Below are 24,648 nucleotides of genomic sequence, written 5' to 3' on the forward strand. Positions count from 1 at the left end.
TGCTTGGCGGCTCGGCCGCCCCGGGACCGGTCAGATGCCGAGGGACAGTGCGCGGGCGGACGCCCGGTCGAGAAGGTGGTGCACGTCGGCCTGCCGGGTCGTCGGGGCGTCGTTGTAGACGTCCGGGGAGGCGACGGGGCGGCCGGTGGCGTGGAGGACTTCCATCACCTGGATCCGGGCCCGGACGACGGTCTCCGGGAGTCCGTAGCCGTTGGCCAGCACGGCGGCTTGGGCGCCGAGCAGGCAGACCCGGCCGGCGGTGTCCCAGAGCGCTCCCTGCGTCCAGCCGAAGGCCGAGATGTAGCGCGAGGCGAGCCGCAGGTGGTCGGCGACGGTCACCGGTACGGCCCGGGCCGGACGCTGGGCGAGCCGGTCGAGGAGCGTCGGCCGACGGAGCGGGTGACCGGCGTTCCAGGGCTGGAGGGTGCTGCCGAGCGGGCAGACGTACGGCACGGTGGGCCGGGCCGCGGCGGGGATCGTGGCAAGGTACGCCTCGATCTCGGCGACGAGGGCGGAACCCTCAGGGGTGAGCGCGAGCGGCCCCCAGGCCAGGACGGCGGTGGTCACGGCCGGTCCTGCTGGGTGCCGTTGACGACCTGGACACCGGTGCGGGTGGTCCCGTCGATGACCGGGGCGAGGAAGGAGTGGGCGAGGTAGAAGCCGAAGAGCCCGATCACGACGGCCACCCAGAGGCGGATGCCGAGGAAGCGGACGACGGCCCAGGTGACGATGCCGAGCACGAGGACCAGGGGCAGGGTGATGGTCACGGTCGATCTCCTGTCAGCGGACGGTGCAGCGGTGGGTGCGGGCGGCGATCTCGGCGGCGGCGCGGCCGGTGTACTCGGCGGAGAAGCCGCAGCGCGGGGCGGTGCAGACCGCGGTGTGCCTCTCGCGGCCGCGGCCGTCGTAGTAGGTGGCGACCTGGACGGGACCGAGGCGGACGACGTTGCGGGGGCGGATCGGGCGGGGCATGGAATGACCTCCTGTCAGGTGAGTTGTGCGGCGATGGCGTCGGCGAAGTGCGGCGGGACGCCCAGGCGGGCCCGGAGGGTGTCGGTGTCGATCGGCCGGCCGGTACGGGTCCGGTGGTCGTCGGCGACCTTGCGGGCGTGGTCGATCAGGGCGGCGGGCACGGCCACGGCAGGCGGAGCCGGGGTGGTCACGGTCGGCAGGGCGGGCAGCGGTTCCGGTGCGGCGATGAGCTCGGGAACGGGCTCGGGGACGGGAACGGATCCGGCGGCGGCCTGGTCGACCGGCTCGGCGGTGGCTTCGTAGAGCGGGAGGTCGGCTTCCTCGTCGGCGGGCTCGCCGTGGCCGGCGGGGCCGTGGGCGAGGAGCGTCCCGCCGAAGAAGGCGAGCGCGGGCCAGCCGGCCACGAGGATCCGCAGCCAGGCCGGGACGTCGACCAGGTCGAGGAGTCCGGCGGTGGCGACGTTGGCGCCGAGCGAGGCGGTGAGGGCGATGCCGAACCACGTCCAGGCCGACCGGGCCGGGTGACCGGCGGCGCGGAGGATCCGCATCCGGCGCCAGGCGGCGACCAGGAGCAGATCGACGGAGACCGGGTAGGCCCACGCCTTCCATCCGTGCTGCCCCGCCGCTTCGGCGATGTCGTGAAGGTGGGCGAAGGACAGGGCTCCGGCGATGGCCGCCTGGATCAGGACGGCGTCCGGGCGGGGCAGGCGCATCGGTCAGTCGGCCTTCACCTGGGTGGCGGCGAAGTGCTCCAGCGCGGCCAGGTAGGCGGCGGTCTCCCGCACCAGGGATCGGGCGAAGGCGAGGTGGTCGGGCAGCGAGGTCGTCTCGCGGGCGGAGAGCGTCAGGTGCACACCGCCGCCCCAGATGGCCAGAATCGGGGTGCGCTCCTCGCGGTAGTCGTGGCAGCTCACCCGGGACTCACCGTCGGCGGAGAAGGACATGGACGCGGTCATTTCGGGTCCTCTCGGATCCAGTTCGGGCATGGCGGGGGTAGGGACTTGGCGCGGGGCGGCCGCGCCGGCCGGAGGGCGGACTCCTACTCGGTGGCCGGGTTCGCGGAGAACCGGGGCGGCATCGAGGGCTTGGGCGGGATGACGGCCGCCGGTACCACCGGGCGGAAGGCGGCCAACGTCGCCACGGCGGGCACGAGGTGCGCCGTCTGCTGGCAGATCGCGGCAGCGTCGGCGAGGGACAGGTTCGGTGTCCGGATCCGGGACCAGCCGCCGGAGGTGTCACCGGCCACGGCGGTGCCCGGCATGTCGGGGGCGATCTGCGTTGCGGTGAGTACGGCTTCGGGCGAGATGTCGGCGAGGCCCATTTCGGCGGTCGGCTTGTCGTTGACGCGGTGGACGACGCGGCCGGTTAGCTGGGCACGGAGCATGGTCGCGCCCCGGCCGAGCTCGGCCCCGAACCGTTGGCCGCAGATCTCCATGAACATCCCGGCGGCCCGGCCGAGCTGGGCGAGGCGGATCAGCTGCGTGACCATGTGGTCGCGCCGTTCCTCCTCCTTGCGGGTGGGGACCAGGAACAGCTCCGCGACCTCGTCCACGATCACCACGACGGGCACCGGCCGCAGCTTCGCCGGCAGGCCCCAGATGTCCGAGGCGATCTCTTCGGCCGGGACCGCCCGGGTGATCCCCTGGTACTGGCGGATCAGGTCGTACCGGTCCTCCATCTCGCGGACCAGTGCGTCCAGCAGTGCCCGGGCCATGTCCGGATCGGTGGCGAGCGCGGACAGCCGCGGGGCGAACGGGGCCTGTTCGACTCCCCGCTTGCAGTCGATCCCCACGAGCGCCACGTCCTGCCGGGCGAGCTGGGTGATCAGGTTGCGCAGGTACACCGACTTGCCGGTCAGCGTCGCGCCGAGCGTCATGCAGTGCGGCACCGCCCGGTAGTCCCGGGTGTACGCCGTGCCGTCCTCCCGCATGGCCACGGGCACCACCAGGTGACCGGACGGCGTTCGGCGCGGCATCCGGACCTTCCGCAGGACGTCGAAGCCCGTCATCCGCAGCTCGACGACGCCGGGCTTGATCTCGGCGACGTGGACGGCGTGGACGCCCCAGGCGTGCCGCAGCCGCTCGGCCGAGGCCGCGACGTCGGCCGGTTCCTGCCCGGGCGCCAGCCGGAGCCGGACCCGAAGGCCGGTCGTGGTCGGCCGGACCCGGCGGATCCGCGGCGGCACCGGGCGGATCTCCCGCCGGGTCGTGGCCCGGGTGACCAGCACCCGAAGCCGCGACGGAGCGACCGTCAATCCGCACGCGTCCATCGTGCTGCCGTACGTGGTCGAGAACCGCATGGCCGTCACGGGCAGACCGACCGTCGACCAGAACACGGCCGGAGCCTTGGCCCGGGCGTACGCGGCACCACCGGCGACCGCAGCGAGCGAGCCGCCGAGCTCGGCCAGCATCAGACCCCCCGACACGGCGGTCAGCCCTGAGCCGTGACCGGGACGAGCGAGGTCACCGCGGCCGCGCGGAACGAGATTCCGTGCCGCTTCTGGCCGTTGAACTCGTTCTCCCAGTCGCGCGCCTTGAGCCCGGTCACCGCGACCGGCATACCGATGCCGAGCCCGTCGGAGATACCGGTCTCCGGGACGGAGACGGTGTACAGGTTGGCCTCGCCCTCATCGGCGATCGTCAGCCCGACGGTCATCATCCTGGCGCCGGTCTCCCGGTCGGTGGCGATCTCGCCGGTCTGACGGTTCGCCACCTTGAGCACCGGCGGAACGGCCACGAAGACGAAGGCGGTGGAGGTGTCGACCTTGAACACAGCCATGGCTGCTCTCCTCTAGATGAGGCTTACTCCTGCACTCATGTACAGGAGTGATGAGTAGAAGAGTGCCCGACTCCTATACATGAGTCAACCCGCCGCGAGAAAGAATCTTGCGGCGGGTCGAGTGGGATGAGCGTCCGTCAGTCCTTGGCGGCGAAGCGGTAGTCGAGAACGAACTGGTCAGCGGCCATGACGGTGTCACAGACCTCCACCACGCGGCCTTCCGAGGTGATCGCGTCGCGGACGAGATGGATCACAGGTGACCCCGGGCTCAGCGCGAGCGCGGCGGTCTCGGGCTTCGTCGCCAGGCGGGCCCGTACGGTCTCGGTGAACTCGGCGAGCTGGTAGCCGCGCTCCTCCAGCCGGGCGTAGATCCCGCCGCCGCCCGGGTTCTCCGCGAACATCTCGGGGATGTCCTTGACCACGTCCCACGGCAGGTAGGAGGTGGCTTCCTCGGTCGGGACCCCGTCACGGAAGTACCGCCTCTTGCGGGCGAGTACCTGAGTGCCGGCCCGGACGCTCAACCGGTCGGCGATCTCCGCGGGCGCCTCGGTCGGCCCGACGAACAGCACGGTGACGGATGGCGTCCCGCCGGACACCTCCGCCTCAGCGAGGTACGCGGCCTTGCCGGCGTTCCGGTGGGCCCGGCGGAAGCGGTCCGAGGACTTGCGCTGCACCGGGGGACGGGAGCGGACGAAGGACCCGCGGCCGTGGTGCGTCTCGATCAGCTGCGAGGTCCGAAGCTCCGCGATGGCCTTACGCACCGTGCCGGAGGCGACGGAGTACCGCTGCATCAGCTCGGTCTCACTGGGTACCGCGGAGCCAGGGGCGAGAGCACCCGACTTGATCTGTGCGGCGAGATCATCGGCAATCTGCAGATACTTCGCCTTGGCCGAAGAGGCCACGTCATCACTCGCCATAGTCCTTCAGGGCTCCTATTCTCCTGTACATGAGTAACAGCGCCCCGAAGCCCCAGTCAACGCCGCTCCACTCCGTGTCGGTGGCTGGCGCTGTCGTGCGCGAGGACGGACGGGTCCTGGCGATCCGGCGAGCCGACAACGGGACCTGGGAGCCGCCCGGCGGCGTGCTCGAACTGACCGAGACCGTCGAGGACGGCGTCCGCCGCGAGATCTTCGAGGAGACCGGGCTCAAGGTCAGCGTCGAACGGCTCACCGGCGTGTACAAGAACGTGACCCGCGGAGTCGTCGCCCTGGTCTTCCGCTGCCACCCCGAGGGCGGGACCGAGCAGCTGTCCGACGAGTCGACCGCGGTCGACTGGCTGACCCCGGCCGAGGTGTCCGACCGGATGGGCGAGGTCTACGCCGTGCGCATGCTCGACGCACTCCGCGACGAGGCAGCCCCGAGCATCCGCACCCATGACGGCCGGCAGTGGATCGGCGACCAGGCCGCCGGCTGACTCAGGAGCGCGGGGTCCGACGCCCCACCTGAGCCCAGACGCTCCGGCGGCGGGCCACGGTGAAGACCGCATCGACCCGGGCGGGCGCCAGCACCGGAGGCCGAGCCGCAAGCTCCGCGGCGATCTGCTCACCGGCGAGCACGTTCACCGCCGACTGCCCGTTGTGGATCAGCTTCCGTGCTCCCACGACCGCCACCACCGGCTGAACCGGCACGTCGAAGCCGCACCACCGGGCCAGCAGTGCGGCCGTTCGCCGTGCCTCGAACTCCGCGTTCTCGATGTACGGGTAGCTGTTCCGGTTGACCGTGACCCGCTTGTCGCCCACCCAGACGGAGGCGTCGGGGTGGTGCTTGGTGTTGACGGTGAACACGCCCGGCGGCCCGATGACCACGTGGTCGATGTCCGCCCCGCTCGGCAGCGGCACCCCGTGCAACACGTACCAGCCGGATCCCCGGAGGCCGTTCAGCAGGTTGCCGACGAGCTGTTCACCGTGGAGGCCGGTGACCAACTCCGGGCGGGCGAGGTTCGAACGGGTCAGCTTCACCGCGGCTCTGACCAACCAGTTCTGTCGGCTCTCTTCTGCTCGGATCATGCTCTGCACGCCGGTGCCAGGGAGGTTCCGGGCGAGATCGTCAGCGTCGGACAGCGGTGCCAGCGGCGGAATCGACGTCGGCGGCCTGGTCGGCGGCGGAGGGGAAGGCGGCGAGGCTGGCGGCTTCGGAGGGCGCTTCACGGACGAGGGTGCCCCATGTCGCGGTGCGATTGTCAGCGGCGGGATCGGGCGCCCGCACGAGCTGACCCATTCTCTGATCTTCGCCATCGCAGCAGTCTCGAAGGCATCGTCGGTGATGTCGACGACCCCGGTCAGGCAGTCCAGCCAAGCGACGCTCTTCCCGCGGACGCCGGCCAGGTTGACGTATAGCCGGTCCTTCCCGGGCACCCGCCACGGCTTGACCGTCAGTTCCTGCACGCTTCCCCCTCTGCGCTGGCCCTGACACGAGATCAGCATGGGAGCCCAGTCCCTGACAAGAACGCGATCAGCCAAGCCCGGCGCCAGCGCCCGGCGGGGAGGAGGAGGGAGGGAGATGGGAGGAGGTTGTTACGAGTTTCGCTACTTAATCAAGGCGCCGCGTGCCGCGGCGCGGGCGAGGGTCGGCGGAGCCGGAGGGGCAAGGCACATCACGGCGGCATCGGAGATACCGGCGAAGATTCCCGGCCTCCTGAACTGACTGGTAAGCAGCCTCACACAAGGTTCGGGGTGCCGCGCTGCGCGCGGCGGCGCCGGCCGTCCGCCGGCGCGCGCCCCGCCTCCTGTCTTCGCCCCGGCTGGGGCTTCGCCGTCGACCGGCCGCGCCCGATGGGCGGAAAGCTAAGGCCGGGGCGGAAACGGACAAGGTCCAGACTGACACCCTCCCCGGCCACGGCAGCGGACCAGGAAGACAGGTCAGAACCAACCCCACCGGGGCTGGGGCGGGCGGCTCCACGGTTTTACCCACCTGCCCGGACCGGGACCCGCACCGAGCAAGACCGGGGGGCCACTCGGCCAAATTGCGGTCAGGCCCAAAGAGCCCTGACCGAGTCGCAACAGCTTACGGCCCCCCGATCATGCTCGGACCCAGACCAGACAGGACACCGGCCAAAACCGCTCCACCACCCTTGCATGCCCGTTCGGCCAGGAGCCGACGGGCCCAGACGTTCGAAAGTCTTGACCGAATCGTCCCTCCCGCAGCGCAGGGCAGAACTACCCCGTTGGGCCGAGGCATTCCTCCCTCTTGGCCAGCCGGAGATCGCGCCGGACAATTGATGGGAGCACTGACGTCCCGCTGCAACCCCGCTGGGGGGAGCCAGGGGATGCCATCAAGAAAATATCGCATACATCTGATGCACGATTCAACAAGCACCACGGAGGCGAGGAAATGCCTGCTCGATCATTCCTGATCCGATGCCGGAACCTTACCGGAGATGAATTGCAACGTGGAGAATGGGGCCTCTCGCATGGAATATGGAGCCACGGTGGAAATCTGGCCCCACCCGGGACGATACCGCCCGGAAGATCGGTGACCTGGCAGAGTGAGTCAAGCGGAACACTCACAGGAACGGAAGGCTTTGCCACCTACCAATCAAGCGCGGGATCGTTTTCACTCCACTGGGATGATCCCTTTATTGGAAGTGATTCGCTCGACGTCCAGGTGCCCGCCGGTTTCGAATACTCGGTCGCCGGAGTCCAAGGCAACAATATTGACGCAACAGTTGTTCTTATGCCGCCAGATAGCTGATCCGACCCGCATTACCGCCGATTTCTTCTGCAACCTGACACCACCCCAGAAAGTGCTCCACTGAAACCAGTATGCCGCCGTAATGTCAACTGGCATACGGGGGTTGCAGGAATCCAACACGCGGCCGTGGGCCCCATTTCCGCCGCGCCAACCTGCTTTTCCGCACGCACCACTCAGGCCATGTAAGACACCACCTAGCGGAGCGCGGGGGCACAACTACCCCACGGGAGGGCCTGGCCATTCCTCCCTTTTGGCCAGCTGGAGATCGCGCCGGACAATTGATGGGCGCACCGACGTCCCACTCAACCCAATTGAAGGGAGTGAGGGGACACTGACACGCAAATGTCACACACATCCGATGCGTGGGCTGGGTTAACTAGATACCGAAGGAGGCGAAAGGAATGCCTGCTCGATCATTCCTGATCCGATGCCGGAACCTTACCGGCGAAGAATTGCGATTTGAGGGGGCGAGCCTCTCGCATGGCATATGGAGCCACGACGGAAATCTGGCTCCGCCCGGGACTATACCGTCCGGAAGGTCGGTGACCTGGCAGAGCGAATCAGACGGAACAGGCACAGGAACGGAAGGCTCTGCCACCTACCATTCAAGCGCTGGAAAGTTTTCACTCCACTGGGATGATCCCTTTATTGGGAGTGATTCGCTCGACGTCCAGGTGCCCGCCAGTTTCGAATACTCGGTCGCTGGCGTCCAAGGTAACAACGTTGACGCGACGGTAATTCTTATGGCGCCAGAGTAGTTCGGTCGCCGGAAGGCGCTAATCCAATCGGCGAGGACGGCGGCAAGACCGTAGCAGACAACCCTGTCCGCACCCCGGGTCCCGTGCCTAGCAGCGAGCTGGTGCCAGGAGCCGCAAGTTCCCCGGCAGGCGTCGGCGTGTGCTGAGTGTCTAACTGCGCTACAACGGTGCCGTACTTTGGCGGACGCTCAGGGACGTTCGGGGACTATTCGCGCAGGTCAGCGATGCTTGTCCCCCACGTCGTGTGGGCGCCCGGGTTGCTTCGGGACGAAGAGGCCGTGGGTTCAAATCCCGCCACCCCGACCCAGTGCAGAGGGCCCGTCAGAGAGATCTGACGGGCCCTCTGTCGTTGTGCCCGCATGCGGGCCCGCGGCCCCGCCGGGCGGGGCGCGCCTCCCCCGCCGCCCTACCGGCCGGCCTCGCCGTCGCGGAACCAGGCCGGGAGGGTCTCGGTCGACTCCCGCCAGGCGAGCGGGATGCCGGCCGTGCCGACCCGGGCGGCGACGATGCCGCCGACGATGGCGCAGGTGGTGTCGACGTCACCGCCCACCGAGGCGCAGGCCTGGAGTGCGCCCTCGTAGTCCGTCGGGTGGGCGGCCGCGCACCACAGGGCGAACGGCACGGTGTCCACGGCGCTCACCTGCCGGCCGTTGCCGAGCCGGTGGGCGGCCAGTTCGGCGTACGGCTGGTCGAGCAGGTCCCAGGCCTCCAACACCCCGTCGCGGACCCGGCTCGCGGGAGTGAGCCGGGTGACGGTGCTCAGCAGTTCGCCGCCGCTGAGCGGCGCCGTCCGGCCGCCGACCGCGACCGCCGCGGCGACCGCGACGGCGACCGCGCCCGCCACCGCCTCGGGGTGGGTGTGGGTCACCGTGGCCGAGCGGGCGGCCTGCCGGGCCGCGTGCTCGGGGTCGTCGGCGAGCAGGGCGCCGAGCGGCGCCACCCGCATCGCGGCGCCGTTGCCCCAGGACCCCTGTCCGTCGAACAGCCCGGCGGCCTGCTCGCGCCAGGAGGCGCCCTGCCGTACCAGGCGCAGCAGCCGGTTCATCGCGGGTCCGTAGCCGCGGTCGAAGTCGTGGTGCCGGGCGAAGGACTGTGCGAGCGCGTCCTGATCCAGTGCCCCGTCCTGATCGGCCGCCCCGTCCTGATCGGCTGCCCCGTCCTGATCGGGCGCCCCGTCCCGGGCCGATACCCGCAGGACGGAGCAGGCCATCTCGGTGTCATCGGTCCACGGCCAGGGTGCCGGGGGCAGGCGGTGGGCCCGCAGGCCGGGGAGGTTCTCGGGGACGAAGTGCTGGGCACCGAAGGCGTCGCCGACGGCGAGTCCGTTGAGGCTGTCGTGAGCGGCGGCCCACGGGTCGGTGGGGACCGCAGGGAAGGAGGGACGGTCGGAGAAGGTCATCGGCCGTCATGGTGCCCCAGTTCGGGCCAGCCGGCGACCGGTTATTCGGCTCGTCCCGCAGGCGCCCCCGGCGCTCATCCGGCAGCGGGTGCCGGGTACCGGGACCGCTGCGCCATCCGGTGGGCCCGGGCACCGTCGGGTGTCAGCCGTCCGGGTGGAAGGCCCAGCGGGTCGGGGAGCCGGTGAAGTCCTCCTGGAGGAGCCCGAACACCTCGGTGGGCCGCACCCGGAAGACGGAGTTGACCTCCGGATCGAGGAAGTCGAGGGCGTAGTCGGTGCGGTACTTGGCGTTGAGCGCGGCCAGGAAGGCGCCGATCGCGTCCGGTTCGGTGACGGTCGCGGCCCGGCCCTCCAGGACGACCGGCTCGTGCGGGTTCTCGGTGGCGAGGACGCAGTCGGCGCGGTGGGCGAGGTTGCGGGCCTTGCGGGAGGCCCGGCTGCTGCTGAACCACAGCGCCCGCTCCAGCCAGACGCCCCACACCGGCATGGTGTGCGGCCGCCCGTCGGGCCGGACGGTGGAGAGCCAGTAGTCGTGCGAGCCGGTGAGCTGCCGTTCCGCCCAGGACCACGGCAGCAGCCCGGTGCCCTGGTCCGCGGGCAGGATTCCGTAGCCGGGCATGTGGGGCCGGTACGCGACCGGGTCGGCCATGGGACCACCTCCGTACGACGGGCCTGCCGCCACTGGGCACGGTAGCCGGGCGCGCCCCGCCGGGCCTCGCAGGCGCGCGCCCGTTCACCCCGGGGAATCGACCGGACACCCTGAGTGGCGGGGTGCCGGGATCGCCCATAGCTTCGATTCGGCGGCCGTGCACCCTGCCGGGCCCCGTCACGCCGCCACCCAAGGACTCATCCGGACCCCGGAAGGCAGGTCTCCACCCCATGCCCACGCGACCGATCCACTACTGTGCGGGCCTCTCCGCAGCCCTGATCGCCGGCCTGGGGTCGGCTCCCCCCGCACACGCGGCCACGTGGCACCTGGTGCGGCCGGGCGAGTCGATCCAGCAGGCGGTCGACGCCGCCGCGCCCGGTGACGGCATCCAGCTGATGGCCGGTACCTACCGCGGCAGCGTCGCCGTCGGCACCGCGAACCTGACCATCCGCGGGGTGGGCGAGGCCACGGTCCTCACCCCGGACGAGAGCGGCGCTGCCGCGACCGGCTCGGCCGCCGCGTGCGCCGCGGCCGGCCACGGGCTGTGCGTCACCGGCTCGGCGGCCGCGCCGGTGTCGGGCGTCCGGATCGAGGCGCTGACCCTGCGCGGGTTCCCGAAGAACGGGCTGAACGCCTCGATGACCGACCGGCTGCGGGTGCGCGCCGTCCTCGCCGAGGGCAACGGCCAGCAGGGCATCAGCCAGGAGAAGTCCACCCGGGCGGAGGTGACGGGCAACCAGGCCAGGGACAACGGCCAGGCCGGCATCTTCCTGGCGAACGCCGCCAACGAGGAGGGCGGCGCCATCGACACCCAGGGCGCCCTGATCAGCGGGAACCGGCTGTCCGGCAACCGGATCGGGGTCGTCGTGCGCCGCGCCCGGGAGCTGACCGTCGAGCGCAACGACATCTCCGGGAACTGCGGCGGCGTCTTCGTCGTCGGCGACGAGGGCCTGCCCCGGGCCGGCGCGCTGAGCGTCGAGGACAACTACGTGCACGCGAACAACGCGTACTGCCCGCCCAACCCCCGCCTCGACTTCATCCAGGGCACCGGGATCCTGCTCACCGGCGTGGAGGACACCCGGGTGACCGGCAACCGGGTGGAGGACAACGAGGGCGCCTCGCCGATGTCCGGCGGCATCGTGCTGTTCCGCAGCGTGGTCGGCACCCCGAGCTCCCGGGTCACCGTCGAGGGCAACACCGCGCTGCGCAACGGCCCGGCCGACCTCGCGGACCGCGACACCGGTACGGACAACTCCTTCGCCCGCAACACCTGCCGCACCTCCGAGCCCGCCGGCCACTGCTGAACCTCCGCAGGCAGGCCCCGCCGCCGGTCCGCTGTTCCGCCGACCGCCGAAGCCCCGCCGTCCGGCCCCGGCCGGACGGCGCCCACCATGAGAGAGCTGGCCCGATGACCACCACCGCACAGCCCCCGACCGCCGCACAGCCCCCGACCGGCACCGCCCAGCCCGTCTCCCCGCAGGCCGCGATGCGCCTGCGGGAGCTGGTCTTCGGCGCAGCCTGCGCCGCCGCCGTCCGCGCGGCCGCCTCGCTGGGCGTCGCCGACGCGCTCGGCGAGCAGCCCATGACGGTCACCGAACTCGCCGCGGCCGTCGAGGCCGAGCCCCGGCCGCTGCGCCGGCTGCTGCGCGCGCTGTCCTGCTACGGGGTGTTCACCGAGACGGACGACGACCGCTACGCGCACACCGACATGTCCCGCCAGCTGCGGGTGGACGCGCCGAACAGCCTGCACTACATCGCCCTGTGGTGCACCGAGCCGTGGACCTGGCAGGCCTGGCCGCGCCTGGACGAGGCGGTGCGCACCGGCCGGAACATCTTCCCGGAGCTCTACGGCAAGGAGTTCTTCGAGTACCTGCACGACGACGCGGGCGACTCGGCCCGGGTGTTCAACAACGCGATGACCAGTTCCAGCCGCCAGTCGGCGGCCGAGCTCGCGGCCTTCCTCGACCTCGACGGGGTCTCCAGCGTCGTCGACATCGGCGGCGGCCAGGGCCACGTGATCGCCAGCCTGCTGGAGAAGCACCCCGGCCTGCACGGCACCCTGCTCGACCTGCCGCAGGTGGTCGCCAACGCCGATGCCCGGCTGCAGCCGGGCGGTTCGCTGGCGGACCGGGCTCGGCTGGTGCCGGGTGACTGCCGGGCCGAGATCCCGGTCCGGGCGGACCTCTACATCATCAAGAACATCCTGGAGTGGGACGACGAGAGCACCCGCCGCACCCTGCGCAACGTGGTCTCCGCCGCCGCTCCCGGCGCCCGGGTGGTGGTGGTCGAGAACCTGGTCGACGACAGCCCGTCGATGCGTTTCACCACCGCGATGGACCTGATGCTGCTGCTCAACGTCGGCGGTGCGAAGCACTCTCGGGAGAGCATGCTCGCGCTGATGACGGAGGCCGGTCTGCAGGTGCGTGACGTACGGCCGGTCAACCCGTACCTGCACGCCTTCGAGAGCACCGTGCCCGCCTGAGTCCGGCCCCCCATGGATCCGGCCCGTCAGCAGCGCTGACGGGCCGGATCCGTGCTGTCCGCGAGGGTTCAGTGCGCGCCGAGGCCGGACCGGCGCCGGTGCAGCACCACGGCGCCGGCCGTCACCGCCCCGCCGAGCAGGACGAACGCGGCCGCGCCGGGCTCGGTCCCGAGCTGCGCGGTGCCGCCGCCACCCGCGTGCACCCCGCCCGTCGGGGCCCGGTGCTCGACCCGCGGCGCGGCCTCCTCGCCGATGTCCTCCACCGCCTCCTCCACCGCTCCCTCCGCCGTGCCCACGGCGTCCTCCACGGCGTCCTCCACGACGTTCTGGCCGGTCTCCCCGGCGGCGTCCTCCTCCTCGGCCGCCGCGGCCTCCGCCGCGCGGCTCGCGGCCGGCTCCTCACCGGCGGCGGCCCTGGCCTGCTTCTCGGCCCAGGTCTGCTGCCCCTCGGGGGTGGCGGCCTTGGCCTGCTTCTCCTCCCAGCTCAGCACCGGGCGGGACTCGTCGGAGTCCTCGGCGAGTGCGGCCGGGGCGGCCAGCAGGGTGGTGGCGGCGAGGGCGGCGCCGGCCAGGACGGTACGGACAGAACGCATGAAGATCTTCCTTTCGGCGGCCCGGACGGTGGGCTGACTGACCGTCAGCCACGGTGCCCGCCGGGGCCTCAACCACCGTCCGTCACCGGGCGGTCACCCGCCACCCGGGTGCTGCGTCAGGGTCACGGCGCCCGGGCGGGCGGCCGGGCCCGGACATGGCTGGACCCCCCGGGGGACCGGGGGGTCTGCGCGGCGGCCGGGGTCAGGAGGTGCCGGCGCGCTCCCAGCGGTAGAACTCGCGGGCCATCGCGTCCTTCGGCTCACGCCAGGTGGCGGGGTCGTAGGCCTGGACGAAGGCGGTGAGCTGCTGGCTGACGTCCCGGAACTCGGGGTGGCCGGTCAGCTTGGCGACCGAGGGGCCGGGCGGGCGGTCCGCCTCGATCAGGTGCAGGTAGAGGTCGCCGAACTGGAACAGGCTGCGGCTGGTGACGCCGATCAGGTGCGGCAGCTCGCCGCGGTCGGAGGCGGCGAAGACCTCGGCGATCCCGGCGGCCGACTCGGGCTTCATCCGGGCGACGATGAGGGCGCGGTGGGTGCGGTCGGGCTCGTTCATGCGGCACCGACCCGCTTCTCGACCTTCTCCCGGATCAGCTCCATCTGGATCCGGGAGTTGCGGTTGATGTGGTTGGTCATCGCGTCGTCGTCGACCGGCGCGGTGGGCTTCATGGCGAAGTCCTGGATCCAGCGCATCCGGGTGCCGTCGGGCGCCTCGGCGTACTCCCACCGGATGTCCATGAACTCGAACGGCCCGGGCTCGACCCGGCGTGCCCGGACGGCGAGCCCGTGGCGGTCGGTCTCGCGCTCGGAGACCCAGCTCCACACGGTGCCGTTCTCGTCGGGGTGCATGGTGAGGCGGAAGGTGGTCCGCTGCCCCTCGCGCTCCAGCACCTCGACCGAGGCGTACTCGCTGAACAGCTGCGGCCAGTTCTCCAGGTCGTTGGTGATGTCCCAGACCAGGTCGACCGGGGCGGCGATGAGGATCTCGTTGTCGGTGTGTCCGGGCATGTCAGGCTCCTGTCTTCACGGACGCGTTGACGGCGTCGAGGAACTGCTGCGGGGTCTTGGACATCTCGGCGCCGGGCGCGATCTGGGTCCCGTAGCGGTTCTCCAGCTCGCCGACGATGCCGAGCAGGCCGAGCGAGTCGACGCCGAACTCGTCGAAGGTCGCCTCGGGGTGGCCGATCGCGGCCGGGTCGACGGTGATCCCGGCCCGGCTCTTGATCAGCGCGGCGAGCTCTTCGTGCGTCAGGTGGTGGTCCATCAGGGTGTTCTCCTCGTCGGGGTCGTTCGGGCGGCCGCGGGCCGCGCGCCCGGTCAGGGGCGGCGCAGCACCAGGGCCGCGTTGGAGCCCATCAGCCCTCGGCTGAGCACCAGCGCCGTCCGGAGCTCGGCCGTACGGGCGTAGCCGGTCACCAGGTCGATGTCGTGGGCGACGTCGGTGACGTTGGGGGTGGGCGGGACCAGGCCCTGCTCCATGGCGAGCACGGCGGCGGCCGCGTCGATCAGCGGCGCGCCGCAGTACGCCCGGCCGGTGCCGGCCTTGGGGGCCGTCACCGGGACCCGGGCCGCGTGCTCGCCGAGGGCGTCGGCGATGGCCAGGGCCTCGGCGCGGTCCGCCTCGGGGACGCCGAGCGCGTCCGCGAAGACCACGTCGATCTCGTCGGGGGCGCAGTGCGCCTCCTCCAGCGCGCCGCGGATCGCGTGGGCGAGGCCGTGGCGGGACTCCGCCCAGCGGGACGCGCCGGTGAAGGTGGCCGCGTGGCCCGCCAGGACGGCCCGGATCCGGGCACCCCGGCCGCGGGCCGACTCCTCGGCCTCCGCCACGAACATCGCGCCGCCCTCGGCGGGGACGAAGCCGCGGGCGTCGGCACTGAACGGCAGGTAGGCCCGGTCGGGGTCGGCAGCGAGGCTGAGTTCGCGGTACCCGAGCTGGCAGACCATCGAGTAGGGGGCGAGCGGCGCCTCGGCGGCGCCCACCACCACCCGGTCGGTGCCGCGCCGGATGGTGCGGACGGCGTGGGCGAGCGCGTCCAGACCGCCGGCCTCGTCGCTGGCGACGACCGCGCACGGGCCCTTGAAGCCGCCGCGGATCGAGATCTGGCCGGTGCTGGCGGCGTAGAACCAGGCGATCGACTGGTAGGGGCCGACGAAGTGCGGGCCCTGTCCCCAGAGGTTCTGCAGTTCGCGCTGGCCGAACTCGCCGCCGCCCGAGCCGGCCGCCGTGACCACGCCGACCGCGAACGGGTCCTCGGGACCGTCGCCCAGCCCGGCGTCGGCCAGGGCCAGGTCGGCCGCCGCCATCGCGTAGTGCGTGAAGCGGTCGGTCTGGACCAGGTAGCGGCCCTCGATGGCGCCCTCGGCGTCGAAGCCGTGCACCTGTCCGGCGATCCGCAGCGGCAGCTTCTCGCAGCCCTCGCGGGTGATCGGCCCGAGGGCGGTGGCGCCCTCCCGGGTGGCCTTCCAGAAGTCGTCGGTGCCCACGCCGTTGGGCGCGATCACCCCGACCCCGGTGATCACCACCCGGCGGCCGTTCCGATCGCTCGTCATGCCTTCACCCCTTCCCGGCGCAGGACCACCGCGGACTGGAATCCGCCGAAGCCGCTGCCGACCGACAGGACGTTGCGCAGCGGGATCGAGCGGGCGGTCCTCGGCACGTAGTCGAGGTCGCACTCCGGGTCCGGGGTCTCGTAGTTGGCGGTCGGCGGGACGACGCCCTCGGCGAGCGCCAGCGCGCAGGCCACCAGCTCGATGGCGCCGATCGCGCCGAGCGAGTGCCCGACCATCGACTTGATCGAGCTCATCGGGGTCCGGTACGCGTGCTCGCCGAGCGAGCGCTTGACGGCCGCGGTCTCGTGCCGGTCGTTCTGCTTGGTGCCGGAGCCGTGCGCGTTGACGTAGTCGATGTCGTCGCTGTTGACCTTCGCCTGGGCCAGTGCGCTGTCGATCGCCTCGGACATCTCCCGGCCCTCCTGGGTGAGGCCGGTCATGTGGTACGCGTTGCCGAACGTCGCGAACCCGCCGACCTCGCAGTACACCCGGGCGCCGCGTCGGCGGGCGTGTTCGAGCTCCTCCAGGACCAGGACGGCGCCGCCCTCGCCGAGCACGAAGCCGTCCCGGTTGGCGTCGAACGGCCGGGAGGCGTGCGCCGGGTCGTCGTTGCGCTCGGAGGTCGCGTGGATGGCGTCGAAGCAGGCCACCGTGATCGGTGAGATCGGCGAGTCCGAGGCGCCGGTGACGCAGACGTCGGCCCGGCCGTCCTGGATGGCCTGGAAGGCGTAGCCGACCGCGTCGAGTCCGGAGGTGCAGCCGGTGGAGACGGTCTGCACCGGGCCGCGGGCGCCGGTCTGCTCCGCGACGGCCGAGGCGAGCGTGCTCGGCGCGAACGCCCGGTGCAGGTGCTGCTGGGCCTCGCGGTGGTCCACGTCCCAGCGCGAGCCACCGGCGCTGACCAGCGCGTAGTCGTGCTCCAGCCGGGTGGTGCCGCCGACCGCGGTGCCCAGGGACACCGCGATCCGCCACGGGTCCTCGGCGGCGAGCTCCAGGCCCGAGTCGCGGACCGCCTCGGCGGCCGCGACCAGGGCGAACTGGACGTAGCGGTCGGCGCGGGCGGTCTGCTCGGCGTCGAGTCCGCAGGCCGCCGGGTCGAAGTCGCACTCGGCGGCGATCCGGGAACGGAATCCCGTGGGGTCGAAGAGGGTGATCCCGCGGGTCGCCGTACGGCCGGCGGTGAGCAGGTCCCAGAAGGCCCGCACGCCCAGCCCACCGGGGGCCACGATGCCGATCCCGGTGACCGCAACCCGCCTCGTCACGAGGTCACCCGGGCGTGTTCCGGCGGCACGGCGCGGGGTGACTGGTGGCTGTGGGTCTCCTCGGTGTCCACGTGGCCGACCTCGGGGCGGGGGGCCAGCGGGCCGAGGTGGAAGACCATCCGGGCCTCGGTGTCACCGACGTTGCGGAAGCGGTGGCGCATGTTGATCGGGATCATCAGGCCCTGCTCCGGGCGCAGCGGGTGGGCGACCCCGTCGAGGTCCACCTCCAGGTCGCCGCAGACCACGTACACGAACTCCTCGGAGTACGGGTGGTAGTGCTCGCCGATCCGGTCCCCCGGCTGGACGATGGCCAGGCCCATGAACCCGCTGGTGGCCCCCACCGTGGTCGGTGTGAGCATCGCGCGCAGGTCACCGCCGCGTCGCCGGTTCGGCTCGGCCTCGTCGACGTGCACGATCCGTGGGAACTGCGTGGTCATGGTGCTACCTCCAAGATGACTTGCTGGGAAGGCCCCTGGGCGGCGGTCGCCGGCCGGAGCGAGGACGGCCCGCTGGGGTTCAGGCGTCCTTCGAGCTGCGGTCGGTGACCAGGTCCATCCGGCACTCGGTGACGAAGCGGGCGATGCCCGCGTTGTCGCCGAGGTCGTGGCCGCCGAGCTCGACCAGCCGGGCGAACAGGCCCGCAGAGCGGTCGCCGGCCACGCCGAGCACCGCGGCCGGCGCGTGCTCCCGGTCCGCCGGCAGGTCGACCACGCGGACCACCACGTCCTCGCGCTGGAACAGCGTGGCCGCCGCGATCACCCCGTCCGGGTCGGCCACCGCCTGCTGGTCCTGGCCGGCCAGCAGGTCGGCCAGTGCCGCACCGCAGCCGCTGCGCACCGGGTAGCTCACCGCGTACCGGGTGACGTCGCCGGCCATCCGCCCGGGGCGGGCGACGTGGTGCACGGCCGGAAGCGCGGCCCGCATGAAGAAGGAGCGCGCCGACTCCGGGTTGTTCAGGTCGCGGGCCTCCTCCAGGTACGGGTTGATGGCCTCCTCGACCGCCCGGACCTCGGGCTGCTGCGCGACATGGCGCAGCGCCGCCGCCAGGTCGCCGGCCACCTCGACGGCCCGCACCACCCGGTTGCCGCGCATGAACAGCGAGGTGCGCAGCAGGCGGGTGTGGTCGTCCACCCGGGCCTGCGGCGAGCTGTAGCCCGCCAGGATTTCGGCGACGGCCCGCTCGCTGCCGGGCTTCACCTTGAAGGTGAGGGCGTGCCGGACGGTGCCGTCGATGACCGGCGCCGGACCGTCGAAGGTCTCGTTGCCCGCGGTCTCGCGCATGATGTTGTACCGCAGCGAACGGGTGTCCCGGACGCAGCCGTGCAGCGGCTTCACCATCTCGCGGTGCGCCTCGCTGTCCACCCAGGCCAGGAACGGCTTCGCGCTCTCCCACTCACTGGTGATCAGCCACTGCGACGGGTCCTCGATGGACTGGCAGAGCTGGTCGCTGACGTGCCCGGGCACCGCGGCCACCTGGTGGCGCAGCTGCTCGTAGGCGTCCAGGAAGCGCTGCTGGGTGCCGTCCATGATGTCGCAGAACAGCACCACGCGAAGGCGCGAGGCCACCAGGGACCGGGTCTGCGACACGGGTTCGGTCAGGGTCGTCATGTTCCACTTTCTCCTTGAGGGGGCGAGCGGGCACCGGCGGCGGATGCCGGGTGTGCGGTGCCGCGTCGGCGAGCTGACGCCGTGTTGGACCCGAGGGGCGGCGGGGCCGGGTGGAGCTCCGCGACGAGGGCCTTCGGGTCTGAGGTCGATCGTGGGGTGCCGTCACGGGCGGCGCGAGGGCTGGAAGCCATCCGAGCGAAAACCCGGGACATGACATCCGCTCACCGGGCGTGGAGGGCCGGGCCGCCGGAGTCTGTACCTGGGCTTCCACTCGTCGGCACCCAGCCGCCGGCAGCCCCGGTGTCCCCGCAAGGTCCCGTAGAGACTGGAGTGATCGATGAATTCGAAGGTCGGCGACCGGGTGCCGGTCCTCATCGTGGGCGGCTCACTGGTGGGGCTGTCCGCCTCGCTGTTCCTGAGCCGCCTCGGTGTGGGCCACCTGCTGGTCGAGAAGCATTCCGGCACCTCGCACCATCCGCGCGGCCGGGGCAACAACGTCCGGACGATGGAGCTGTTCCGGGCCGCGGGGGTCGAGCAGGCGATCCGCGAGGCCGCCTCGGTGCTGGCCGAGAACCACGGCATCCTGCAGGCCGACACCCTCACCGGTGCCGACCAGGAGTGGCTGTTCAAGGAGATCGACCCCGGCGGTGCGCTCGCCCGTTTCAGCCCGACCGGGTGGTGCCTGTGCAGCCAGAACGACCTGGAGCCGGTGCTGCTGCGCCGGGCCCGGGAGCTCGGCGGTGACCTGCGGTTCGGCACCGAGCTGACGGAGTTCGAGCAGGACGGCGACGGGGTCACCGCCACCCTGAAGGACCGCGCCACCGGTGAGCTGCGGACCGTCCGGGCGGACTACCTGATCGCCGCGGACGGGCCGCGCAGCCCCGTCCGGGAGCGGCTCGGCATCGGCCAGGACGGGCCCGGCGACCTGTTCCACAACGTGTCCATCACCTTCCGGGCCAAGCGGCTGGCGGACGTGGTGGGCGACCGACGTTTCATCGCCTGCTACCTGACGAACCCGCAGGGCGACGGTGCGCTGCTGCCGGTCGACAACCAGGAGCAGTGGGTCTTCCACGCGCCCTGGCACCCGGAGCACGGCGAGCCGCTGGAGGACTTCACCGACGAGCGCTGCGCGGCGCACATCCGCACCGCCGTCGGTGTCCCCGACCTGGAGCTCGAGATCACCGGGAAGGCCCCCTGGCACGCGGCCGAACGGGTGGCCCGGCGGTACCGGGAGGGCCGGGTCTTCCTGGCCGGCGACTCCGCCCACGAGATGTCCCCGACCGGCGCGTTCGGCTCCAACACCGGCATCCAGGACGCGCACAACCTGGCGTGGAAGCTGGCCGCCGTGCTCGGCGGCTGGGCGGGCCCGCGGCTGCTGGAGACGTACGGCGAGGAGCGGCAGCCGGTGGCCCGGGAGACCGGTGCGCGGGCCTCCGCCCGGTCGGCCGAGCACCGGCACCCGGGGTACGACGCGGTGCCGGGGGCCGGCCGGCAGAAGAACGTGCTGGCCGTCGCGCTCGGCTACCGCTACCCGGTGGGCGCGGTGGTGGGCACCGACCCGCAGCTGTCGGCGGTGCCGGAAAGCTTCGCCTCCACCGGTGAGCCGGGTACCCGGGCGCCGCACCTGTGGGTGCGGCGGGCGGGCGTGCGGCTGTCCCTGCTGGACCTGTTCGAGGAGTCGATGGTGCTGCTCACCGGTCCCGAGGGGGCGGGCTGGAAGGCGGCGGCCGAGCGGCTCGCCGAGCGGCACGGCATCCCGCTGGCCGCGTACCGGGTCGGGGGCGGCCCGGACCACGAGCTGGCACCGGAGCCCGGCCGGGACTGGGCCGAGGCGTACGGGACGACGCCGGGCGGCGCGGTGCTGGTGCGCCCCGACGGGTTCGTGGCCTGGCGCTCCCCGGCTGAGGAGCCGGGGGCGGACCAGTTGGCGGTGCTGGACGGCGCGCTGCGGGCGGTGCTGCGGCTGGAGGGCTGAGCGGGACGCTCAGCGTCCTTCGCCGGCCGGGCTGCGGTCCTCCTCCCGGGGGGCCGCGGCCCCGGCGCGGGCCCGGCGGGCGTGCGGGCCGAAGGCGTCCGCCAGGGCGACCAGCAGGGCCAGTGCGACGAAGCCCAGCGCCACCAGCAGGCCCTCCTGGAAGGCGCCGGCCCAGTCGCCGCGGTGGGCGGCGGTCCAGGAGAAGAACACCGAGCCGACGGCGGCGATGCCGACCGCCGAGCCGATCCGCTGCGCGGTCTGCAGCACGCCGCCGGCGCTGCCGGCCCGTACCACCGGGACCTCGCTGAGGGTGAGGGTCTGGTTGGGCGAGACGACCAGGCCGCTGCCCACGCCGGCCAGCAGGAGCGGGGCCGCGGTCGCCCAGCCGACGTACCGGCCGGACCACAGGTGGACGGCGAGGGCCGCGGCGGAGAGCCCGGTCACCACCAGCACCAGGCCGCCGGTGACCAGCGGCCGGCCGTAGCGGTGCACCACCCGGCCGCCGACCGTGGCGGCCACCGCGGAGCCGAGCGCGAACGGGGTGATGGCCAGGCCCGCCAGCAGGGCGCTGTAGTGCTGCCCGTTCTGCAGGTAGAGGCTGAACACGAAGAAGATCGCGGTGAAGCCGGCGAAGTACACCAGCGAGAGCAGCACCCCGAGCGAGTACGAGTGGGCCCGGAACAGGCTCATCCGGACCACCGGCTCGCGGGTGCGGCCGTAGTGCACCTCCCAGCCGGCGAACGCGGCCAGCAGCGCGGCCGCGCCGAGCAGCAGCAGCCACTTGGCGTCGCCCTGCCACTGCTGCTCGACGAACGGCAGGAGCAGCAGCAGCGTGCCGCCGCCCAGCAGCAGCACGCCGACCGGGTCGAAGTGGCGGTGGTGGGAGTCCCCCGGCCCGCGGGGCGGCGCCTTGGGCAGCAGCCGGTAGGCCGCGGGCAGGGCGAGGGCGCCGATCGGCAGGTTGACGTAGAACACCCAGCGCCAGCCCTCGCGGGGGCCGAAGGCCTCGATCAGCAGGCCGCCGAGGAGCGGTCCGATCGCGGTGGAGATGCCGATGGTGGTGCCGAGCATGCCGAACGCCCGGCCGCGTTCCGCGCCGCCGAACAGCTGCTGGATGAAGCCGGAGACCTGCGGCACCAGCAGGCCGCCGGCCAGGCCCTGCAGCAGCCGGGCGGCGACCAGCCAGGTCTCGTTCTGGGCCGCGCCGGCGAACGCGCTGGCGGCGGTGAACAGGGCCAGGCCCGTCATGAAGACCGCGCGCCGGCTGCGGGCGTCGCCGAGCCGGCCGGCCGGGATCAGGACCAGGCCGAACGCGAGCGCGTACCCGGACAGCACCCACTGCAGGCCGCTGTCGGACAGCCGCAGGCCGGTCCGCGCGGAGGGCAGGGCGACGTTGACGATGCTGATGTCGAGCAGCGTCATGGAGCCGGCGACCAGGCACACCGAGAGCGCCTGCCAGCGCCGGTCGGGGGCCTGGGCGCGGTCGTCTTCGGGAGGGGATGTGGTCACGGTGGGCCTTTCGCGGTGCCGCCTGCGGTGGACGCGCTGACGGTCCGTCCGGGCCGGCCCCCGCCCGCCGGCCCGGACCTGCCGCCGGGTGCACTCGATCATCGTGGACCGGCCCCGGCGGACCGCCGCGCGCCACGCCGGAGCGGCCCCGACGGCCGGAGCAGCCCGGTCAGCCCTCGGGGTCGAGGTGCGGCAGGATCCGGTCGAGCCAGCGCGGGGTCCACCAGGCCCAGCGTCCGAGCAGGGTCATCACGGCCGGGACGAGCAGCAGGCGGACCACGGTGGCGTCGACGAGCACGCTGACGGCGAGGCCGAGGCCGAGCATCTTGACGACGATGTTGTCGCTGACGACGAAGGCCACGAAGACCGAAAACATGATCAGCGCCGCGCAGCTGATCACCCGTGCGGTGATCTCCAGCGCGTGGGCCACGCTCTCCTTGCTGTCCTGGGTGCGCTTCCACGCCTCGTGCACCCGGGAGAGCAGGAAGATCTCGTAGTCCATGCTCAGGCCGAAGACGATGGCGAACATCATCATCGGCACGTAGCTCTCGATCGGGACCTTGCCGTTGACGCCCAGCTCCGGGCCGCCCCAGCCCCACTGGAAGACCGCCACCACCACGCCGTACGAGGCGGAGATCGACAGCAGGTTGAGGACGGCGGCCTTGAGCGCGACCAGCGGGCCGCGGAACACCAGCACGATGATCAGGAAGGCCAGGCCGACCACCACCGCGATGATCACGGGCAGCCGGCTGGAGACGATGTCGAGGAAGTCGACCTGGCCGGCGGTGCTGCCGGTGACGTACCCGCTCGCCGGGGTGCCGGTCAGGGCCTGCGGCAGGACGTGGCGCTTGAGCTGGTTGACCACGTCGGTGGTGTTCTCGGCCTGCGGGCGGGTCGAGGAGTAGACCGTGCCGAACAGCACCTGGCCGTTGGAGGTCGGCTGCAGCTGGGTGACGCTGGAGGTGCCGGGCAGGCCGGTCAGCGCCTGCTGGACGGTGGCCGACTGCGCGGAGCGGTCCGCGGACGGGACGGCGCTCTGGTCGATCACCACGGTCAGCGGGCCGTTGGAGCCGGGCCCGAAGGCGTCGGACATCAGGTCGAAGGCGCGGCGGTCGGTGAAGGTGGTCGGGTCGGCGCCGTCGTCGATGTGCCCGAGCTGGATCGAGAACAGCGGGATGGCCAGGATGCCGATCACCACCAGTCCGCCGACCAGGAAGTGCCAGGGCCGGTACTCCACCCGGCGGGCGTAGCGGTGCCAGAAGCCGTGCGCCTGGTCCGCCGCCGGGTCGGTGCCCTCGGGGGCCGGCGCCGCCTCGGCGACCGGGGTGCGCACCCGGAAGCGGTCGATCCGCGGGCCGATCAGCCCGAGCAGGGCGGGCAGCAGGGTGAGCGCGCCGAGCACCGCGGAGATCACGGTGATGCCGGCGGCGACGCCCAGTTTGGTGATGAAGCTGACGCCGGAGGCGGACAGGCCGGCCAGCGCGACGATCACCGTGCAGCCGGAGACCAGCACCGCGCGGCCGCTGGTGGACACGGCCCGGCCGGCCGAGGAGACCGGGTCCATCCCGTCCATCAGGTCCTGTCGGTGACGGGTGATCAGGAAGAGTGCATAGTCGATCCCGACGCCGATGCCGATCATGGTCGCCAGGGTCGGTGACACGGTGGCGAAGGTCGAGAGCCTGGCGACCAGGCCGAGGCAGGCCAGCCCGACGATCGCCCCGATCAGGGCGGTGAGCAGGGGCAGTCCGGCGGCGATCACGCTGCCGAAGCCGATCAGCAGGACCAGGATCGCCACCCCGAAGCCGATCGCCTCGCTGGTCCGGTCGTCGGCGGCCGGCCTGGCCAGTTCGCCCAGCGCGCCGCCGTACTCCACGTCCACCCCGGCCGTCCGCAGCGGGGCGACGGCCGCGTCCACGCCGTCCAGGTAGGCGTCCTCGAAGGTGCTGGGGTTGGAGTCGAAGCGGACCGTGATGTAGCCGGTCTGCCCGTTGGCGGAGAGCGGGCCGGTGGGCAGCGAGGGCACGCCGAGCGGGCTCTGCACTGAGGTCACGTGCGGGAGCTGCTGGAGTGCGGTGACGGTCTGGCCGATCTGGCCGGTGAAGGCGCCGAGCCCCTGGGTGTCGTTCATGACCACGGGTGAGCTGTAGCCGCCGATGTTGGGGTCGTTGTCCTGGAGGACGGCCTGGCCCTTGCTGGACTGCGAGCCGGGGAGGGCGAAGTCGTCGGAGTAGTCGCCGCCCCAGAGCCGGTTGACCGCCTGCAGGCCGCCGAGGGCCACCAGCCAGACCAGGATCACGATCACCCAGTGCCGGGCGCACCAGGCGCCGAGGCGCCAGAGCACCCCGGGACTGCTGGCGGCCTGCTCCGCCGGGGTGGACGGCTGCTTCGGCACGGACATGCGCTCTCCCGGAGGGCTTCTGACGCTC

General features: G+C 72.3%; 26 protein-coding genes. 5 read left to right on the top strand and 21 right to left on the bottom strand.

The window, feature by feature from the left end:
• Nucleotides 1-30: 30 nt before the first annotated feature.
• The 8 genes from AB0D08_RS07215 to AB0D08_RS07250 all read right to left on the bottom strand — a co-directional run bounded on the left by AB0D08_RS07215 (nucleotide 31) and on the right by AB0D08_RS07250 (nucleotide 4,667).
• Nucleotides 31-567, bottom strand: a complete 537-nt coding sequence (locus tag AB0D08_RS07215) for a hypothetical protein (RefSeq protein ID WP_359886749.1) — start codon at nucleotides 565-567, stop codon at nucleotides 31-33.
• Nucleotides 564-767 carry a hypothetical protein gene (locus tag AB0D08_RS07220; RefSeq protein WP_359886752.1) on the bottom strand — a complete coding sequence of 68 codons (204 nt, stop codon included), beginning with the start codon at nucleotides 765-767 and terminating at the stop codon, nucleotides 564-566. The genes AB0D08_RS07215 and AB0D08_RS07220 overlap by 4 nt, the downstream gene beginning before the upstream one ends.
• 13 nt (nucleotides 768-780) lie before the next feature.
• Nucleotides 781-972, bottom strand: a complete 192-nt coding sequence (locus AB0D08_RS07225) for a mobile element transfer protein (protein ID WP_359886754.1) — start codon at nucleotides 970-972, stop codon at nucleotides 781-783.
• A gap of 14 nt (nucleotides 973-986) precedes the next feature.
• The gene (locus tag AB0D08_RS07230; RefSeq protein WP_359886757.1) at nucleotides 987-1,685 is read right to left on the bottom strand and encodes a DUF2637 domain-containing protein; all 699 of its coding nucleotides are present in this window, start codon (nucleotides 1,683-1,685) and stop codon (nucleotides 987-989) included.
• Nucleotides 1,686-1,688: 3 nt separating this feature from the next.
• Nucleotides 1,689-1,928: a hypothetical protein gene (locus tag AB0D08_RS07235; protein ID WP_359886760.1), complete on the bottom strand. Its 240-nt coding sequence runs from the start codon at nucleotides 1,926-1,928 to the stop codon at nucleotides 1,689-1,691.
• Between the two features lie 83 nt (nucleotides 1,929-2,011).
• Nucleotides 2,012-3,382: an FtsK/SpoIIIE domain-containing protein gene (locus tag AB0D08_RS07240; RefSeq protein WP_359886804.1), complete on the bottom strand. Its 1,371-nt coding sequence runs from the start codon at nucleotides 3,380-3,382 to the stop codon at nucleotides 2,012-2,014.
• Nucleotides 3,383-3,402: 20 nt separating this feature from the next.
• On the bottom strand, nucleotides 3,403-3,750 hold the full coding sequence (locus AB0D08_RS07245; protein WP_359886762.1) for a hypothetical protein: 348 nt from the start codon (nucleotides 3,748-3,750) through the stop codon (nucleotides 3,403-3,405).
• Nucleotides 3,751-3,887: 137 nt separating this feature from the next.
• Entirely contained in the window at nucleotides 3,888-4,667 is a 780-nt protein-coding gene (locus tag AB0D08_RS07250; RefSeq protein ID WP_359886764.1) for a GntR family transcriptional regulator, read from the bottom strand.
• Between the two features lie 17 nt (nucleotides 4,668-4,684).
• Between AB0D08_RS07250 and AB0D08_RS07255 the strand changes: the two genes are divergently transcribed.
• Nucleotides 4,685-5,164 (top strand): NUDIX hydrolase, encoded by a 480-nt coding sequence (locus tag AB0D08_RS07255; RefSeq protein WP_359886805.1) that lies wholly within the window; start codon nucleotides 4,685-4,687, stop codon nucleotides 5,162-5,164.
• A 1-nt stretch (nucleotide 5,165) separates the two neighbouring features.
• Here AB0D08_RS07255 and AB0D08_RS07260 read toward each other — a convergent pair whose 3' ends face one another.
• A complete protein-coding gene (locus AB0D08_RS07260; protein WP_359886767.1) occupies nucleotides 5,166-6,209 on the bottom strand; it encodes a nuclease-related domain-containing protein in 1,044 nt (347 codons plus the stop codon).
• 1,012 nt (nucleotides 6,210-7,221) lie between these two features.
• Between AB0D08_RS07260 and AB0D08_RS07265 the strand changes: the two genes are divergently transcribed.
• Complete coding sequence (locus AB0D08_RS07265) at nucleotides 7,222-7,440, top strand: hypothetical protein (RefSeq protein WP_359886770.1); 219 nt, start codon at nucleotides 7,222-7,224, stop codon at nucleotides 7,438-7,440.
• A gap of 1,164 nt (nucleotides 7,441-8,604) precedes the next feature.
• Here AB0D08_RS07265 and AB0D08_RS07270 read toward each other — a convergent pair.
• Together AB0D08_RS07270 and AB0D08_RS07275 are read right to left on the bottom strand one after the other, a co-directional pair.
• The gene (locus AB0D08_RS07270) at nucleotides 8,605-9,597 is read right to left on the bottom strand and encodes an ADP-ribosylglycohydrolase family protein (RefSeq protein WP_359886773.1); all 993 of its coding nucleotides are present in this window, start codon (nucleotides 9,595-9,597) and stop codon (nucleotides 8,605-8,607) included.
• Nucleotides 9,598-9,739: 142 nt separating this feature from the next.
• Nucleotides 9,740-10,246: a pyridoxamine 5'-phosphate oxidase family protein gene (locus tag AB0D08_RS07275; protein ID WP_033817602.1), complete on the bottom strand. Its 507-nt coding sequence runs from the start codon at nucleotides 10,244-10,246 to the stop codon at nucleotides 9,740-9,742.
• 230 nt (nucleotides 10,247-10,476) lie between these two features.
• On the opposite strand from AB0D08_RS07275, the gene AB0D08_RS07280 reads away from it, so the two are divergent.
• Together AB0D08_RS07280 and AB0D08_RS07285 are read left to right on the top strand one after the other, a co-directional pair.
• Nucleotides 10,477-11,550, top strand: a complete 1,074-nt coding sequence (locus AB0D08_RS07280) for a right-handed parallel beta-helix repeat-containing protein (protein WP_033817603.1) — start codon at nucleotides 10,477-10,479, stop codon at nucleotides 11,548-11,550.
• A 182-nt stretch (nucleotides 11,551-11,732) separates the two neighbouring features.
• Nucleotides 11,733-12,728 (top strand): methyltransferase, encoded by a 996-nt coding sequence (locus tag AB0D08_RS07285; RefSeq protein ID WP_149037855.1) that lies wholly within the window; start codon nucleotides 11,733-11,735, stop codon nucleotides 12,726-12,728.
• Nucleotides 12,729-12,796: 68 nt separating this feature from the next.
• On the opposite strand, the gene AB0D08_RS07290 is transcribed toward AB0D08_RS07285, so the two are convergent.
• The 8 genes from AB0D08_RS07290 to AB0D08_RS07325 form a co-directional block, all read right to left on the bottom strand.
• On the bottom strand, nucleotides 12,797-13,321 hold the full coding sequence (locus AB0D08_RS07290; RefSeq protein WP_033817605.1) for a hypothetical protein: 525 nt from the start codon (nucleotides 13,319-13,321) through the stop codon (nucleotides 12,797-12,799).
• A 202-nt stretch (nucleotides 13,322-13,523) separates the two neighbouring features.
• Entirely contained in the window at nucleotides 13,524-13,874 is a 351-nt protein-coding gene (locus AB0D08_RS07295) for a TcmI family type II polyketide cyclase (RefSeq protein WP_033817606.1), read from the bottom strand.
• Nucleotides 13,871-14,326: an SRPBCC family protein gene (locus tag AB0D08_RS07300; RefSeq protein WP_033817607.1), complete on the bottom strand. Its 456-nt coding sequence runs from the start codon at nucleotides 14,324-14,326 to the stop codon at nucleotides 13,871-13,873. Before AB0D08_RS07300 ends, AB0D08_RS07295 begins: the two co-directional genes overlap by 4 nt.
• 1 nt (nucleotide 14,327) lies before the next feature.
• Nucleotides 14,328-14,582, bottom strand: coding sequence for an acyl carrier protein (locus AB0D08_RS07305; protein ID WP_033817608.1), 255 nt, complete (start codon nucleotides 14,580-14,582; stop codon nucleotides 14,328-14,330).
• A gap of 53 nt (nucleotides 14,583-14,635) precedes the next feature.
• The gene (locus AB0D08_RS07310) at nucleotides 14,636-15,868 is read right to left on the bottom strand and encodes a ketosynthase chain-length factor (RefSeq protein ID WP_033817609.1); all 1,233 of its coding nucleotides are present in this window, start codon (nucleotides 15,866-15,868) and stop codon (nucleotides 14,636-14,638) included.
• A complete protein-coding gene (locus tag AB0D08_RS07315) occupies nucleotides 15,865-17,130 on the bottom strand; it encodes a beta-ketoacyl-[acyl-carrier-protein] synthase family protein (RefSeq protein WP_033817610.1) in 1,266 nt (421 codons plus the stop codon). Before AB0D08_RS07315 ends, AB0D08_RS07310 begins: the two co-directional genes overlap by 4 nt.
• Nucleotides 17,127-17,567 (bottom strand): cupin domain-containing protein, encoded by a 441-nt coding sequence (locus tag AB0D08_RS07320; RefSeq protein ID WP_033817611.1) that lies wholly within the window; start codon nucleotides 17,565-17,567, stop codon nucleotides 17,127-17,129. Before AB0D08_RS07320 ends, AB0D08_RS07315 begins: the two co-directional genes overlap by 4 nt.
• A gap of 79 nt (nucleotides 17,568-17,646) precedes the next feature.
• Nucleotides 17,647-18,738, bottom strand: coding sequence for a SchA/CurD-like domain-containing protein (locus AB0D08_RS07325; RefSeq protein WP_359886778.1), 1,092 nt, complete (start codon nucleotides 18,736-18,738; stop codon nucleotides 17,647-17,649).
• A 337-nt stretch (nucleotides 18,739-19,075) separates the two neighbouring features.
• Here AB0D08_RS07325 and AB0D08_RS07330 point away from each other — a divergent pair, with 337 nt between their 5' ends.
• On the top strand, nucleotides 19,076-20,713 hold the full coding sequence (locus AB0D08_RS07330; RefSeq protein ID WP_359886780.1) for an FAD-dependent monooxygenase: 1,638 nt from the start codon (nucleotides 19,076-19,078) through the stop codon (nucleotides 20,711-20,713).
• 9 nt (nucleotides 20,714-20,722) lie between these two features.
• On the opposite strand, the gene AB0D08_RS07335 is transcribed toward AB0D08_RS07330, so the two are convergent.
• Together AB0D08_RS07335 and AB0D08_RS07340 are read right to left on the bottom strand one after the other, a co-directional pair.
• The gene (locus AB0D08_RS07335) at nucleotides 20,723-22,222 is read right to left on the bottom strand and encodes an MFS transporter (protein ID WP_051811467.1); all 1,500 of its coding nucleotides are present in this window, start codon (nucleotides 22,220-22,222) and stop codon (nucleotides 20,723-20,725) included.
• Between the two features lie 169 nt (nucleotides 22,223-22,391).
• Complete coding sequence (locus AB0D08_RS07340; RefSeq protein ID WP_033817614.1) at nucleotides 22,392-24,620, bottom strand: MMPL family transporter; 2,229 nt, start codon at nucleotides 24,618-24,620, stop codon at nucleotides 22,392-22,394.
• Nucleotides 24,621-24,648 lie beyond the last annotated feature (28 nt).

The sequence above is a fragment of the Kitasatospora sp. NPDC048540 genome, assembly GCF_040651175.1.
Classification (GTDB): domain Bacteria; phylum Actinomycetota; class Actinomycetes; order Streptomycetales; family Streptomycetaceae; genus Kitasatospora.

Bases quoted from the DNA above. Each gene is read 5' to 3' on its own strand.
- AB0D08_RS07240 (WP_359886804.1), bottom strand. From the start codon at position 3,382: ATGCTGGCCGAGCTCGGCGGCTCGCTCGCTGCGGTCGCCGGTGGTGCC.
- AB0D08_RS07250 (WP_359886764.1), bottom strand. From the start codon at position 4,667: ATGGCGAGTGATGACGTGGCCTCTTCGGCCAAGGCGAAGTATCTGCAG.
- AB0D08_RS07295 (WP_033817606.1), bottom strand. From the start codon at position 13,874: ATGAACGAGCCCGACCGCACCCACCGCGCCCTCATCGTCGCCCGGATG.
- AB0D08_RS07280 (WP_033817603.1), top strand. From the start codon at position 10,477: ATGCCCACGCGACCGATCCACTACTGTGCGGGCCTCTCCGCAGCCCTG.
- AB0D08_RS07310 (WP_033817609.1), bottom strand. From the start codon at position 15,868: ATGACGAGCGATCGGAACGGCCGCCGGGTGGTGATCACCGGGGTCGGG.
- AB0D08_RS07235 (WP_359886760.1), bottom strand. From the start codon at position 1,928: ATGACCGCGTCCATGTCCTTCTCCGCCGACGGTGAGTCCCGGGTGAGC.
- AB0D08_RS07225 (WP_359886754.1), bottom strand. From the start codon at position 972: ATGCCCCGCCCGATCCGCCCCCGCAACGTCGTCCGCCTCGGTCCCGTC.
- AB0D08_RS07270 (WP_359886773.1), bottom strand. From the start codon at position 9,597: ATGACCTTCTCCGACCGTCCCTCCTTCCCTGCGGTCCCCACCGACCCG.
- AB0D08_RS07305 (WP_033817608.1), bottom strand. From the start codon at position 14,582: ATGGACCACCACCTGACGCACGAAGAGCTCGCCGCGCTGATCAAGAGC.
- AB0D08_RS07245 (WP_359886762.1), bottom strand. From the start codon at position 3,750: ATGGCTGTGTTCAAGGTCGACACCTCCACCGCCTTCGTCTTCGTGGCC.
- AB0D08_RS07285 (WP_149037855.1), top strand. From the start codon at position 11,733: ATGCGCCTGCGGGAGCTGGTCTTCGGCGCAGCCTGCGCCGCCGCCGTC.
- AB0D08_RS07330 (WP_359886780.1), top strand. From the start codon at position 19,076: ATGAATTCGAAGGTCGGCGACCGGGTGCCGGTCCTCATCGTGGGCGGC.
- AB0D08_RS07340 (WP_033817614.1), bottom strand. From the start codon at position 24,620: ATGTCCGTGCCGAAGCAGCCGTCCACCCCGGCGGAGCAGGCCGCCAGC.
- AB0D08_RS07290 (WP_033817605.1), bottom strand. From the start codon at position 13,321: ATGCGTTCTGTCCGTACCGTCCTGGCCGGCGCCGCCCTCGCCGCCACC.
- AB0D08_RS07275 (WP_033817602.1), bottom strand. From the start codon at position 10,246: ATGGCCGACCCGGTCGCGTACCGGCCCCACATGCCCGGCTACGGAATC.
- AB0D08_RS07230 (WP_359886757.1), bottom strand. From the start codon at position 1,685: ATGCGCCTGCCCCGCCCGGACGCCGTCCTGATCCAGGCGGCCATCGCC.
- AB0D08_RS07325 (WP_359886778.1), bottom strand. From the start codon at position 18,738: ATGACGACCCTGACCGAACCCGTGTCGCAGACCCGGTCCCTGGTGGCC.
- AB0D08_RS07300 (WP_033817607.1), bottom strand. From the start codon at position 14,326: ATGCCCGGACACACCGACAACGAGATCCTCATCGCCGCCCCGGTCGAC.
- AB0D08_RS07320 (WP_033817611.1), bottom strand. From the start codon at position 17,567: ATGACCACGCAGTTCCCACGGATCGTGCACGTCGACGAGGCCGAGCCG.